15 protein-coding genes are annotated in these 14,238 nt (G+C 35.5%); 14 read left to right on the forward strand and 1 reads right to left on the reverse strand.

The annotated features are described in order from the left end of the window. Window positions 1–122: 122 nt before the first annotated feature. On the forward strand, window positions 123–593 hold the full coding sequence (locus HNQ94_RS04875; RefSeq protein ID WP_174494802.1) for a hypothetical protein: 471 nt from the start codon (window positions 123–125) through the stop codon (window positions 591–593). 97 nt (window positions 594–690) lie between these two features. Here the strand turns inward: HNQ94_RS04875 and HNQ94_RS04880 are convergent, their stop codons facing one another. Next, window positions 691–1,245: a CBO0543 family protein gene (locus HNQ94_RS04880; RefSeq protein ID WP_174494801.1), complete on the reverse strand. Its 555-nt coding sequence runs from the start codon at window positions 1,243–1,245 to the stop codon at window positions 691–693. Between the two features lie 304 nt (window positions 1,246–1,549). On the opposite strand from HNQ94_RS04880, the gene HNQ94_RS04885 reads away from it, so the two are divergent. The 13 genes from HNQ94_RS04885 to HNQ94_RS04945 all read left to right on the forward strand — a co-directional run bounded on the left by HNQ94_RS04885 (window position 1,550) and on the right by HNQ94_RS04945 (window position 14,194). After that, window positions 1,550–2,554 carry an LLM class flavin-dependent oxidoreductase gene (locus tag HNQ94_RS04885; protein WP_174494800.1) on the forward strand — a complete coding sequence of 335 codons (1,005 nt, stop codon included), beginning with the start codon at window positions 1,550–1,552 and terminating at the stop codon, window positions 2,552–2,554. A gap of 168 nt (window positions 2,555–2,722) precedes the next feature. Continuing rightward, the gene (locus tag HNQ94_RS04890) at window positions 2,723–3,208 is read left to right on the forward strand and encodes a nitroreductase family protein (RefSeq protein ID WP_174494799.1); all 486 of its coding nucleotides are present in this window, start codon (window positions 2,723–2,725) and stop codon (window positions 3,206–3,208) included. 23 nt (window positions 3,209–3,231) lie between these two features. After that, window positions 3,232–3,864 (forward strand): O-methyltransferase, encoded by a 633-nt coding sequence (locus HNQ94_RS04895; RefSeq protein ID WP_174494798.1) that lies wholly within the window; start codon window positions 3,232–3,234, stop codon window positions 3,862–3,864. Window positions 3,865–4,042: 178 nt separating this feature from the next. Continuing rightward, complete coding sequence (locus tag HNQ94_RS04900; RefSeq protein WP_174494797.1) at window positions 4,043–4,531, forward strand: hypothetical protein; 489 nt, start codon at window positions 4,043–4,045, stop codon at window positions 4,529–4,531. A gap of 101 nt (window positions 4,532–4,632) precedes the next feature. After that, complete coding sequence (locus HNQ94_RS04905; RefSeq protein WP_174494796.1) at window positions 4,633–5,208, forward strand: DUF7010 family protein; 576 nt, start codon at window positions 4,633–4,635, stop codon at window positions 5,206–5,208. Window positions 5,209–5,633: 425 nt separating this feature from the next. Next, complete coding sequence (locus tag HNQ94_RS04910) at window positions 5,634–6,548, forward strand: hypothetical protein (protein WP_174494795.1); 915 nt, start codon at window positions 5,634–5,636, stop codon at window positions 6,546–6,548. Between the two features lie 163 nt (window positions 6,549–6,711). Next, a complete protein-coding gene (locus HNQ94_RS04915) occupies window positions 6,712–7,227 on the forward strand; it encodes a cysteine hydrolase family protein (RefSeq protein ID WP_174494794.1) in 516 nt (171 codons plus the stop codon). Window positions 7,228–7,290: 63 nt separating this feature from the next. Then, on the forward strand, window positions 7,291–8,160 hold the full coding sequence (locus HNQ94_RS04920) for a GNAT family N-acetyltransferase (RefSeq protein ID WP_174494793.1): 870 nt from the start codon (window positions 7,291–7,293) through the stop codon (window positions 8,158–8,160). Window positions 8,161–8,312: 152 nt separating this feature from the next. Next, window positions 8,313–9,251 (forward strand): DMT family transporter, encoded by a 939-nt coding sequence (locus HNQ94_RS04925; protein WP_174494792.1) that lies wholly within the window; start codon window positions 8,313–8,315, stop codon window positions 9,249–9,251. 149 nt (window positions 9,252–9,400) lie between these two features. Next, on the forward strand, window positions 9,401–10,144 hold the full coding sequence (locus tag HNQ94_RS04930; RefSeq protein WP_174494791.1) for a glycerophosphodiester phosphodiesterase: 744 nt from the start codon (window positions 9,401–9,403) through the stop codon (window positions 10,142–10,144). Between the two features lie 20 nt (window positions 10,145–10,164). Next, window positions 10,165–11,424, forward strand: a complete 1,260-nt coding sequence (locus HNQ94_RS04935; protein ID WP_174494790.1) for an MFS transporter — start codon at window positions 10,165–10,167, stop codon at window positions 11,422–11,424. A 95-nt stretch (window positions 11,425–11,519) separates the two neighbouring features. Further along, window positions 11,520–11,804, forward strand: coding sequence for a DUF1292 domain-containing protein (locus tag HNQ94_RS04940; RefSeq protein WP_174494789.1), 285 nt, complete (start codon window positions 11,520–11,522; stop codon window positions 11,802–11,804). 215 nt (window positions 11,805–12,019) lie between these two features. Continuing rightward, complete coding sequence (locus tag HNQ94_RS04945; protein ID WP_174494788.1) at window positions 12,020–14,194, forward strand: ATP-dependent helicase; 2,175 nt, start codon at window positions 12,020–12,022, stop codon at window positions 14,192–14,194. Window positions 14,195–14,238 lie beyond the last annotated feature (44 nt).

Below are 14,238 nucleotides of genomic sequence, written 5' to 3' on the forward strand. Positions count from 1 at the left end.
AGGAGATCATCTGTAATGATGATCTTTTTTATTTTGGGTTAATAATTGGTATTATATGTTAATGTTAAATGAGAAGGCAAAAACGAAGTGAGAAAGTGAGTATATAAGGGGAGGGAAATTACTTGAAGCAGATTTTAACCATTTTTATGTCTTTATTTTTTATTTCATTCATAATAAGTGGATGTTCAGAAGAATTTCAGAGTGTAGAAGGTCAGAAAGAAATAGCGTATCAATTTACTCAAAACGGGTCTAATGAAAATTGGGAAATTATTGATGTTGTTTCAGGTACCTATTGGAATATAGAGAAGGTTTATGACACGACACATTCGCTAAAATTAGTGCCCATGAAAACGATCGAAGTGGAGGAAATACCCGTTTCCGTAATGGTAGATGGTGAATTACAATATGATACAAACGAAGGTTCAGAAGAAAAGATTACTGTATTAAAAGCAACAAAAACAGAGGAAGGTTATTACGTAGTTACTAAAAATTTAAACGGTTTTTTTACAGATGACGATGATGAGTTTTGGAATGAAAAAATAACAATTATCATCGGACAAGGTGACGAAAAAGAGGAAATCCAACTTAAGTAGGTGTAATGATAGGGATGTAAATTGGATATTTTCTTAATAACATCTTGGACCCTGCCCCGTCATTTTCAAAATCAGGTAAAATGCTGTAGAAGCTTTTTTAGGTTTTCTTTAATTTTAAGAATAGAAGCGTAAACCAATAAGCAAGTATCGCCATGCCTACATCAAGAAGGAAAATATGAAAGATATTCATTCCTCTATAAAGTTCAAGTAATTCTAATTTAATCCAAATGAATGCAATTAATGATACAACAGTTGCTGTAAAAATGGCTATAAGATAAAAATTTTTATTTTGCTTTACTGCATATTGATAGGCAAACATAAAAGCAACCGGAACAAACGCACCATCGATAGGAATACTAACAGGTACATAAGGAATTAAATGATATGGATGAGACCAAAAGTTGTTACGGGTAAAAAAAACATCTAAGTAAACGACCATTATATGAAAAGAATAACCGTAAAACGCGATTTGGAATATCCTTTTTCTGTCAATAAAAATCACCGTAATAATTAAAGGTACTAGAAGAAATCCAAAGGTAAACCAAAACTGCCAAGTACCTAAATGCCCGAATCGATTCCAATGTTCTAAAACTAAGTCCGTTAATGAAGAGTCTAATACTTCTATTTCTTTTAAAAGTTGGTCACGTGACATTTACAGCATCTCACCTCTGAATATATTTTTACATTACCCAAAGGGTTTTGTTACCCATTTCCATTGGTTAAGCAAAATATTCATTTTACTTTTATAATAATAGTATTACCTACAAAGAATGTTGTATGAAAAATAATTAAAATAAAAGGTCATGTATAGGAAGTAGAAACCCATTCAAGTCTTTTGTATTATTTATGTTGTGCAGTGAAAAATAAACGTAGATTTTCATAAGCTAATCAGTTTGTTTTTCTCGCTTCGATTGTTACTATTAGTAAGTAAGATGTAGCAAGAAAGGATAATGTAAATGACTAAACATATACCGGTTTCCGTTTTGAACTTAGCACCTATTCGCCAAGGTCAAGGACCAAAAGATGCGATTGATGCCATGGTTGACTTGGCTCAAGCTACGGAAAAAATGGGCTATACACGATATTGGATCGCTGAACATCATAATACACCGACACTTGTAAGTTCAGCGACATCCATTTTAATAAAACATACATTGGAAAACACTGACCATATCCGAGTGGGTTCTGGTGGAATTATGCTTCCTAATCACTCCCCATTAGTGATAGCGGAGCAATTCGGTACGATGGCAACTATCTATCCGGGTCGACTAGATTTGGGATTAGGGAGAGCACCAGGTACAGATATGGTGACAGCTGGGGCACTAAGACGTTCCAAAAATGATTCTGTTTATGCATTCCCAAGCGATGTTCAAGATTTATTGAAGTACTTTGGCCCAGAAGAATCACAAACCTATGTAAAATCATACCCGGGAGTAGGGACTAACATTCCAATATATATTCTTGGGTCATCAACAGATTCGGCACATTTAGCAGCTAAATTAGGATTACCTTACGTATTCGCTTCTCATTTCGCACCGAAACACATGGAAGAAGCTATTTCGATTTATCGAAACAAATTCGAACCATCCGAATACTTAGATAAACCATATATGATGGTATGTCTAAATGTTATTGCAGCAGAAACGGACAAAGAAGCCCTAATCGAACAAACTACTATGCAGCAGTTTTTCTTAAATGTCGTACGTGGAACTAGCAAACCGTTAAGTCCTCCAGTAGAAAGTATGGAAGGCATTTGGACTGAGCAAGAAAAAGCAGTTGCACAGTCCATGTCTAGTGTGACGCTATTAGGAAATAAAGACACTGTAAGAAAGAAATTCATGAGTTTTCAAGAGAAGTATGAAGTAGATGAGCTAATGGCCGTTTCATATATTTATGATCCAGATAAGCAGAAGCGGTCTTATGAAATATTTAAGGAAATAGTAGATGAATGCAAAGAATAATGAAAGAACTAGCCCCAGTTTTAAGCTGGGGTTATATTTACTCCTAATTATATTGCCTACCCCAGATAAATGGTACATACATTAGACTAGAACTAACCGAAAGAATGAAAGACACGAGCTTGCTTAAATGAAAATGAAAAATACATACAACTATCGGAGGAAAAAGTCGTGGATATTTTAGAAGTAATTAACGCAAGAAGAAATATAAAGAAGTTTAAATCTGATGAAGTAAGCTTAGGTCGAATTGAGCATTGGCTACAAGCAGGAACGATGGCTCCGAACCATCGAATGACGGAACCGTGGGAAGTTTACTTTATTGGAGAAGAGACAAGAGCACAGTTGAACCACAAATCCAATTTTTGCAATGCCCCTGTTGTACTTGCTGTTTTATCTAAACACGGTGCTACTGATTTTGAAACATTCGAAAATGCATTAGCTTCTGCGTGTTTTGTGCAGAACTTTAATTTGGCTGCTTGGGCAGAAGGTGTAGGGACATTTTGGTCTTCAATCGGAAGTTCTCCAAGAAGCCGTGCCATTTTAGGTGTCCCTGAAGGATATGATGTGATCGGGATTTTTGGTGTCGGTTACCCAGAAGAAATAAAGGAACCGAAAGAGAGAACCTCAATCACAGAAAAAATAAAACATCTTTCCTAATAACATGTTGAGGAGGAACGAAAATGAATGTAGAGGAATATATTCATTCTTTGTTTGTAAAAGAAGATGAAGTGTTAAAAGAAGTGATAGAAAGTATTCGAAATAATGGGATGAGAAATATATCTGTATCGCCTGAAATTGGTAAAATTCTTACTATGTTGGTGAAGATTTCTGGAGCAAAAGAAATACTTGAAATAGGGGCTCTTGGAGGATATAGTGGGATCTGTTTAGCACGTGGTTTTTCAGATGATGGCCATTTAACATCGCTAGAATTAAAAGAAGAATTTGCTCAACTAGCATATAATAATTTAAAAAAAGCAGGTTTTGAAGACCGAGTAACTTATTATACAGGAGAAGCACTAGAAAGTTTAAAACAATTGGAAAAGGAACAAAAAAAGTTCGATTTCATTTTCATTGATGCAGACAAAGAAAACTACCCTAATTATTTGGAATACGCTATTCAATTGTCCAATCCAGGTGCGTTGATTGTCGGTGATAATGTGTTACAGCGCGGACGGGTATATAACACATCAATTGACGATGAGAGGACGGAATCGATTCGATCCTTCAACGAACAGATTGCAAATAATCCCCAACTGGAATCCATTATACTTCCAATTAGAGACGGTATATCTGTTTCACGTGTAATCCAATAATGTATTAGAAAATGCTAAAATGGGCTCATTTTAGCATTTTTTTATTGCTTGTTTACTTATGGCGATTGGATCTCTTTTTCCTTAACTTCAATATAAATTGCTCCGATTTTTATACTTAAGTATAATTTATCAGTTCCAATCTAAATGTTACGTTAGGGGAAAAGAAAGAGGTGGAGTTATGAGAAAGTCTTTCGTGGTTTTTATCTTGTTTTTTGTTTTAAGTATTATGTTAGTGGCATGTGGGGGAGAAACGAATACAAATTCTATGAGCAATGCTAGCAATGAAGAAAATGATGTGAATACCAATGATAATACTGGTAAGGAAGAAAAAGAGGATGCCGAAGAAAGTGAAGGAGAGAGTATGGCGTCGTTACCAGATGGAATTCCTTCCGATTTCCCATTTCCCGACGGAGTCACCTTATCATTTGAAGAATCTGTGATATCTGGAGCTGATATGACGATTGTAAGCTTTTCTTATACAGGAGAAGCGAAGGCGCTTTATAATGATTTGAAAGAGTATATAACAAATAATGGATACACTATCTCTATTGAAAATCCAGATAATTTAACCTTTTCAACTTTAAATGATAAGACAGCGAGTATCGAAGTGAACATTACTGAGGCTTCCGTTAATATTGTGACTATTACCTTTTTGACCCCTAAATAAGTTATTTTAGGAGCAAACATAGAGTAATAAATGGTAAAAATTACTTTTTGTGCTATTATTTATTAGATGTAATTTATATATGGATAAAAGGGAGAATGAAAGTGGATTATCAAAATATGACTTTAAAAGATTTGCAAAAAGATCTTATTGTCGAAGCACGAAAAGGATTTCCGTTCTTTTTAGCTGGAACCGTATATTGGTTAGTAATGGGTATTTTATACTTTTTCATAGGTGATCAACAGGTATTGGCTTTATGCTATTTACTTGGAACAGGAAGCATTTTTCCATTAGCTTTGTTACTAGGAAATCTGTTTAAATTGAATCTTCTTAGTAAAAACCCATTAGGAGTTCTTGGTGGTATTGTTGGCGGTATACAAGCTTTTTATTTGCCTATTTGGATTGTGATTTATTTAGAGAATTATGAATTGCTTCCGATGGTGATTGGCGTACTAGGAGCTTCCCACTTTTTACCTTATCTTTGGATTTATCGGAGTAAAACATATGGAATATTTACAGTAGGAATGGCAGTTGTTTCATTCTTTTTAGGATATGTCATAGAAGGTCATGCATTTTTAACATTACCTTTCATACTTTCCGCTCTTTATCTAGTAACTGCTTGTGCACTAATCAAAGAATCAAAGGCTTTCATAACAGAAAAAGAGAATGTTACAATGTGATAATAATGCTCTACTTTATTTGATAAAGTAGCATTTCTGTTCATATTTTGTATGACTAAGAACGATAGATAAATATTTTAGAATCAAACAAAAGTAAAACATCAAAATGAGAGACCAAAACAGTAATAATTTCGATTAAACCTTCAATTAATATGTTCAAAACGCTAATTACTAACCTTGAACCTTCAATTTTCTCCATTGAATCGATAATTCTTTGGATTAACTAAGCAATTCTAGCAAACTGCCTCCAACAAGTTATGGGTGGGGGCAGTTTATTTTATTTATAATGAAGGGCCGTCCCTCACTTAACAAACACCCCAATATTTTAAATGTGCTAAAATAAACTATATATCCGATACCAAGTGATTCAGGGCATGTTTTCTATTGCAGCCCGACATTCGAATAAGTTCGGGGAGGGGGATTTCATGAATAATGATCAGGCCATAAAAATATTTCGAATATTTGTATCTGTAACCATCGTGATTAGTTTAATTGTGAACTTCACCTTATTAGTCAAAGTAAATCAGCTTGAGGATGAAGTGAATCATGTTTCTTACTATCAACATGACTTGATGAATAACGTGAACAATCAAACAGGTCATATGCAAACTGTTTTGAGTGAATTTAAAGAGGAACAGAGCTGGATAAGTAGGATAAATATGGATGTTAATACAAATAAAATAGAAGATGGGGAAGTGCAAGCAACCTTTAAGTGGCAAGTAAAGGAACTGCAAACTGATTCGGAAGTTGTTTTCCATTACACCTATGGTAATAGTGACGATTACATAGAGGTTCCAGCAAAGAAAATACAGCAGGGACTCTTTGAAGTGAATGTTCCGTTTGAAGTAGGGCTAGAACCCCAATGGGAAATCATGAATATGACGAATTCTAATGCTGAGCAAGAAATGAGCAAGCAAGCAATGGAAGAGAAAATGATAGCCGAAGAGCGTCAGCATACACTAAAATATTTCGTGACGGTATCTCATGGTGACTCTATTAAGAGTGGGGAAATATACACCGATCACTTGGGCCATTTGGGAACTAGTTTTTATGGGATCATCCAAACAGATATTCATATAGATAAAAATCACTTAAGTGTTAATCTAGTAAACCGTGACGTGAATCAATCACCGAAATTGATTGTAGAGGCTTACCTTCTTAAATATGAGAATGAGAAATTCTTAGAGGAAGAAGTAATTAAATTACAAAAAGAGGACAGTCCATCTAATACGGATATTCGTTTCTTTAATTTGGATTCAGTAGAAGTATACGACGACATGCGTTTAATTGTTAAAGTTGTCTATAGTAATGGAGAAGTTTTTGAGAAGGAAGTTTATTAAAATATGAAAACTTCATAAGAAATATTTTAAGACTTCATTGGTTTTGAAGTCTTTTTTTGTTCCTCAACTGTCTAATATATTTACGACAAATGACTTTTTTATTTGATTAATATAAGATATATTAAGAATAAGAACATATGTTTTGCGGAGGGAACCATGATTAATGAAAGCACTAGTTATAATTGACGTTCAAAATGGCATGTTTCAAGAAAGTAATGTCGTTTTTAAAGGACTTGAATTACTTCAACATCTTAACGTCTTCATAAAAAAAGCACGTACATCGAATACATCTATTTTTTATGTGCAACACAATGGTCCGTCCGGAAAACCATTGGAATTTGGTACAGAGGGATGGGAAATCCATTCTAAGGTAATGCCAAAAAAAGAAGATACTATTATTCAAAAAACAACCCCAGATTCATTTTTACATACAACATTAAATGAGGAATTAAAAAAACAAGGCATAGATCATTTAATCTTGACAGGAATACAGACTGAAGCTTGTGTTGATACAACATGTAGAAGGGCTTTTAGTTTGGGATATGAGGTAACGCTAGTATCAGATTTACACAGTACCTGGAGCTCAGAGGACATAACGGCACAACAAATTATTAACCATCATAATCGCGTGTTGAGATGGTTTGCTAACGTTCAGGGTAGTGATGAAATTAGGTTTTAATGCCTCATGGTAGGTGAGGACACAAAGTTGAAATTGGACGTAATATGCTAAGGGAGATTCTGAATGGTTACCAAACATAAAACAGTATTAGATATGGAACAATTTAATAAAAGTGATATAGCAGGATTAATAGAGTTATCTGAATCAGTTGGTTGGGATTACGATGAACAGGAAATCGGAACTGTGTTGTCTTCTGGTAAAGTATTTGGGCATAAAAACACGGAAGGAAAAATTGTCTCAAGTGCCGCGATTGTTCCCTATGACACTAGACTAGCTTCCATTGGAATGGTCATTGTTAATGAAGAATACAGGGGATTAAGTCTAGGTAAGAAGGTCACACAAAAATGTATAGATAGTGTTTCAAAAGACACCACAGTAATGTTAATTGCAACAGAAATAGGAAAACCTCTTTATGAGAATATGGGTTTTATTTCTGTTGACTATGTTCATAAGTTTCTTTGTGATAACTATGTCCCTAGTGACTGTTTAAATATTAAAGATGTAGTTATAGAAGAATACAATGAAAATGATTTATCTGAAATAATAAAGTTAGATAAGGACGCTTTTGGGGATAGTAGAAGTCATTTTCTTCATAATAGGATCAAGCAATCAGAACAATGTCTAGTTGTTAAATGTACACAAGGAAATATTATTGGTTATGGAATGTCTATTTTAGGACCAAGCAATTTAATACTAGGACCTATAGTAGCGAATGACTCTGAAAAAGCAGGTATGATACTGGATAGATTAGCTAAGAAACATAGCGGAAAATTAAGGATTGATACGCCATCTGGTAGGGAAGATTTCATATTATTCTTAGAGTGTGCTGGGTTTATAAAAGTGAATACCCCTCCAATAATGATCTTAAATTCTGATCAAATGCCAAAAAGAAACCACACATTATTCGGAATTGCTGCTCAAATATTTGGATAAGTGATGGTAAATTTCTTTTTAAACTAAAAAAATGTATGGAATCTGAAAGCTATTTTGACATTGGACTAAAATGTCCCCAATCACATTCTTTGCTAATAAATCCCCAATAGATTACTATATATATTTAGTTAAAAGTTCAGGAGATGACATCGGTGAAGGGTATATTTCAAAATAAATGGTCCGTGATTGGGATAGCGGTATTTTGTGCTATATTATGGGGAAGTGCATTTCCGGTATTGAAGGTAAGCTATGAAGAGATGCAAATGATGCCAGACGATATAATAGCGAAAATTGTTTTTGCTGGAATGCGATTTTTACTGGCTGGAATCATTGTACTTGGAATGTTATTAATAATAAGTCCTAACAGATTAAAGGTCACAAAAAAACAGCTATTCGTCTTAATTATTCTAGGCATTGTGCAAACATCCTTACAATACTATTTTTTCTATAATGGGTTAGCAAAAGTGTCGGGTATGCAAGGGGCTATTTTGTCTTCGGCTGGAACTTTTTTTACCGTCATATTGGCGCATTTCTATTATAAAAATGATCGGTTAAGTTGGAAAAAGGTAGTCGGAATCATTGCAGGATTTACCGGTATTGCCGTTGCGAACTGGGGACAGGAATTTCAACTTAGTTTCCAGTGGGACGGAGAAGGATTTATGATTTTTGCAGGAATAACGAATGCAATCGCCATGATTATGGCAAAAGAACTCGCAACAGGCATTCACCCATTTGCGGTGACAGGTTGGCAATTAACATTAGGTGCATTCCTGCTTCTTCTCATTGGTGTACCACAAATGACTGCTGATTCGATTGTGTTTACACCTTTAGGATGGGGACTACTAATTTATTCGGCAATCCTTTCCGCTCTTGCATTTGGGCTTTGGTATTCTCTATTAAAATTTAATCATGCTGGGGAACTAAGCATGTACAAGTTTATCATTCCAGGTGCAGGTGCGATCTTATCCGCCATGTTTATACCTGGTGAAAACTTAAATTTCTTTATTGTTGTCTCCATAGCACTTGTTGCGGCAGGTATTATCGTGGTCAATTATAAGGGAAGAAAAATAAAGGAAACAAGTCAAACTTAAGGTACACCATCTGTGAAAATGACGGAGCTTGGAATTAACAATCCAGCTCCGTTTTCTTTTGTTCACTTATAAGGAAAAAGGAGAATAGTCCATCGTAAGCGAATAAAGTACATTGAAGAAAATAGTTTTTTGTAAGGTGGGGGCATATATTGTCAAACAAAACGTTGATTTTTGCACATAGGGGTTCAGCTGGAACGTATCCAGAAAATACGATGGCAGCATTTTCTGCAGCTTTTAATGAAGGTGTTGATGGGATAGAGTTAGATGTTCAGTTAACGAAAGATGACATACCTGTCATTATTCATGATGAAATGGTGGACCGTACAACAAATGGAAGCGGTTGGGTAAAAGATTTCACCTATCAAGAACTCGAGTCCTTAGATGCGGGGAGTTGGTTTGATCCTTCCTTTGAAGGTGCTTCTATCCCAACGTTAGAACAATTTTTTGATTTCTACTCGCAAACATCTTTAGTCATTAATGTTGAACTGAAAAGTGGAGTCGTTAGATATCCCGGAATTGAAAAAATCGTGCTAGAGCTAATCAATAAATATAAGATAAGGGACAGGGTCATTGTTTCCTCCTTTAACCACTACAGCCTAGTCGAAATGAAGCAGCTCGATCCAGAAATTGAAACGGCCATTTTATTTATGGAAGGTCTATACGAACCATGGAATTACGCAAAAGGCATTGGTGCAGAAGGACTACATTGCTATTTGCCAGTTGCTGTACCAGAGCTTTTAGTAGGAGCGGCAAAAGCAGGTATGCCAGTAAGACCGTTTGTTGTTAATGAAGAGCAGCACATCACCAACTTAATCAAAGCTGGCTGTGATGCGATTATGACGGACTGGCCTGAAAGAGCGATACAAATTCGAGAGTCCTTGTTGATAGAATAAGAAAATATGAGGTGATTCAATTGAGTAATAATAAACCCTTTTCGTACAGTAAAATTTTTGTCATAGGTGGAGGCTTTTTTGCGTTAATGCTCGTATGGACATTCTATAATGCCTATATGCCACTTATTCTAGGGGATTACATTGAAAGTAAGGCGATTCGTGGCTCCATCATGGGACTTGATAACTTACTTGCGGTTTTACTGATTCCTATTATTGGTGCTTGGTCCGATAAAATTGAAACAAGAATCGGTAATCGACTTCCGTTCCTTGTTGTCGGAATGCCAATCGCAGCTATTTTCTTTATCCTTATTCCTTATGGAGCTACCATTTCTTTATGGGCCCTTATCATTGTTGATATTATCTTTTTGTTTGCTATGACCATTTACCGTGCACCAGTTATTTCATTAATGCCAGATCACACGCCAATAAAAAAACGTTCCACTGCTAATGGAATTATAAATTTCATGGGTGGTGTAGGGGCTATCGCAGCCTTGTTCGGTTTATCGAAGTTGTATGGCGTAGACAAGACGTATCCATTTATTGTTGCAGGACTAATTCTTGTGCTAACGTTTATCATTCTTTATTTCACGATCGACCGTAACCCGCCATATTCCAGTAAAACAGGCGATGAATTAGATGAAGCACTTGCTTCCAAGTCCTTTTTTCACAGTCTTGGTAAGTTAAAAGCACCTGATTTTAGAGGGCACTTATTTATTTTAATCGCTATTTTTATTTACTTTATCGGTTATACGGGAATAGAAGCACAATTTACTACGTACGCTGTTGAATATTTAAAAATGGATGAAAGTGCAGCCGGAACAACATTAGGATTCTTTAGTTTAGCCTTCGTTCTCTTTGCTATACCAGCTGGACTACTAGGGAGTAAGCTAAGCAAAGGTGGAGTCATGCTCATTGGACTTATCCTTTTACCGCTCATTTTTATTAGTATTCCATTTTTACCACTTATTCCATTTGAAAATCAGACCTTATTGCTACAAGGTGTGCTATTTTTAGGTGGGATTGCCTGGTCGTTTATTAACGTGCAAGCCTATCCGTTAGTAGCTGACTTAGGTGGTAAAAGTAGAATAGGTTTCTTCACCGGATTATATTATTTGTTTTCCATGGCATCGGCCATTATCGCACCAGGGTTACTAGGACTAGTGATGGATTGGTTCACACACCCTGCACTCTTCTTTGGGGCAGCAGTTAGCTTTTTCATCGCCTTTTATTTTTTAAGAAAAGGAACGATCATGGTGAAGAAAAGTGATTTACCGGCGTAAGAGGTAAGGATCATTCCTTGCTTTTTAACGTACATAATACAGCTTATATAGGGAACAATAAAGATAATCGAATGTAGATAGAGGAGGAGTACATAATGACTGATGAAATTAAAGTAGGCGAAGTTTTCACCATTAGTGATGAAACAGACGTAGAACATGAAGTAGAAGTTTTAGCGACGATTACTTTGCAGGACACCGACTATGTAGCAGTAACCTTTGTCGACAACCTGGAAGAGGATGATGCGGAAGATGCGATTGATATCTTTTTCTTAAAAGTTGACGAAGAAGGGGATTTTGAAGCAATAGAATCCGATGAGGAATTTGATAAAGTATCTGCTGCTTTTGATGAGGTTTTAGACGAAGAAGAAGTAGAGGAATAAATTAGTTAAGTGACACAAAGCACCAAATAACTATAAGAAATTATAGTTGTTTGGTGTTTTTTCTATATGTTTATCTATGACATGTGTTATATAATCTGCACTAATTGATCATCATGAGTTCATCATCCTTTTTTTGTTCAATGATAGAGGGTTGTTTCCTATGATACTATGGAATAAGAAAGAAAATGGTTCGAGTTAAGGAAGGAATTTATAACATGCATCCAAAAGAAGCATTTTTAAATAGAAAAAAACAAGAAATAGGGGTTTCTCTTAATGATGTGCAACAGGAAGCGGTTCTTCATACAGAAGGTCCGTTACTGTTGCTCGCGGCACCAGGTTCAGGGAAAACGACGACGATTATTATGCGAATTGGCTATTTAATAGAAGTGATAGGTGTAGACCCAACAAGAATAAAAGCTGTTACGTTTAGTAATGCATCAGCCATTGATATGAAGGAGCGATTTGCGCGTTTTTTTCCAACATTGCCCGAAGTTGACTTTTCAACGATTCATAGTCTGGCATTTCAAGTGGTGAGAGAGTATTTTTACGGGAAACAAATTACTTACGACATCATAGAAGGTAATAAGAGTCAATGGAATAAGAAAATGATGCTCCGAAATCTTTTTGAAAATGCAAATGGAGAACGCATCACAGAAGATCAATTAGATGAGTTAACGACATATATTAGTTTCATTAAAAACAAACTGATGCCTAAGGATAAATGGTCAAAAGTAAAATGTGATGTGCCAAAAGCTGAAGCGATAGTAAAAGAATATGAAGATTTCAAGCGTAACGGTACTAACACACTTTTAGTAGACTATGATGATATGTTAACCATTGCTAATCACGTCTTAGAAAATAATCCACAAATGCTACGAAAATACCAACAAAAGTATGATTATGTGCTAACAGATGAAAGCCAGGATACTTCACTCGTCCAACATGCCATCATAGAAAAAATTGTACAAAGACATAAAAACTTATGTGTAGTAGCGGACGACGACCAATCTATATATGCATGGAGAGCTGCCGAACCCCAGTATTTACTAGATTTTAAACAGGTATATCCAGATGCAAAAATCTTGATGATGGAACAAAACTATCGTTCATCAAAAGATATCGTAACGGTTGCTAATCAATTTATTAAGCGAAACAAAAACCGCTATAACAAAAACATGTTTACGGAAAACCCGACAGATAAACCGATTAATTTAATCGAACTACCAGATTATAAGTACCAAGCAAATTATATTGTGGAGAAAATACAAAATGTACAGGATTTACGTGAGGTTGCTGTTTTATATCGAAACAACACATCATCCATCCTGCTCATGCATGCATTGGAGAAGGCGGGAATTCCTTTCTATATGAAAGATACGGACAATCGTTTTTTCTCCCATTGGGTAGTAGAGGACATGTTAAACTTCATGCGCTTAGCCTATAACGATACACGGGCAGATATTTTAGAGCGAATCTATACAAAATTTAATGGTTATATTTCCAAAAACCAGATGTACAAGCTCTTGCTCAATCATAACAACGAATCTGTATTCGATAATCTTTTGAAACTAAATGATAGGAAGGAGTATCAAGTAACAAAAATCAGAAGTTGTAAAAGTATTTTTAGGCAGATGAAAAGTAGTACACCTCTCGATATCATCCGTACGATCCGATTGGACTTAGGCTATGAAAAAACGATAGAAAAAATGAGCAAAAACTTAGGGTTCAATAAGGATAATTTACTAACAATCTTAAACACATTAGAAGACATTGCAGACTCCATGAATACGATGGAGGAATTTGCGAAACGACTCAAAGAGCTAGAAGCCTTAATGAAATCTTCAAAATTCAACAAAAACAAAAATGCCGTCACTTTTTCAACTCTTCATAGCGCCAAGGGATTAGAATTCGAAAGTGTGTACATGGTGGATTTAATTGAAGGGATGATTCCATCTAGTTCGGATATTGAGAGTTATAAGGATGGAAAAACAGAGGAGATGGAGGAAGCAGTTCGACTGTTTTATGTAGGCATGACACGGGCCAAATTAAATCTCGAACTCCTGACGTATAAGTGGAAATACGGGAAGCCAGTAAAGGAATCGCAGTTTGTAACGAATGTAAGAGATATCATGTACCCACCAAGTGAGCGACCAAAAAAAGAAACAACTTTAAAAAGAAAAACATTCACAAAACCAATAGTCCCACACAACCCAAATGCCATACAGAACAAAGAGGAAATGGAAGTAGGGATGACAGTAAAACACCGGGTGTTTGGGACAGGGGAAATAATACAGTGTACGGATGAAAGTGTGGAAATTCGGTTTGCTAAAACTACTAAAATGTTGTTGATTGATACTTGTTTGGAGAAGGGGTTATTAGAGCCAGTATAAATTATGGAAATCAAGAAAAGCCATGATTCCACCTTTGGATTGGA

Source organism: Salirhabdus euzebyi, from assembly GCF_014207435.1.
In the GTDB taxonomy this organism is placed as follows: Bacteria; Bacillota; Bacilli; order Bacillales; family Alkalibacillaceae; genus Salirhabdus; species Salirhabdus euzebyi.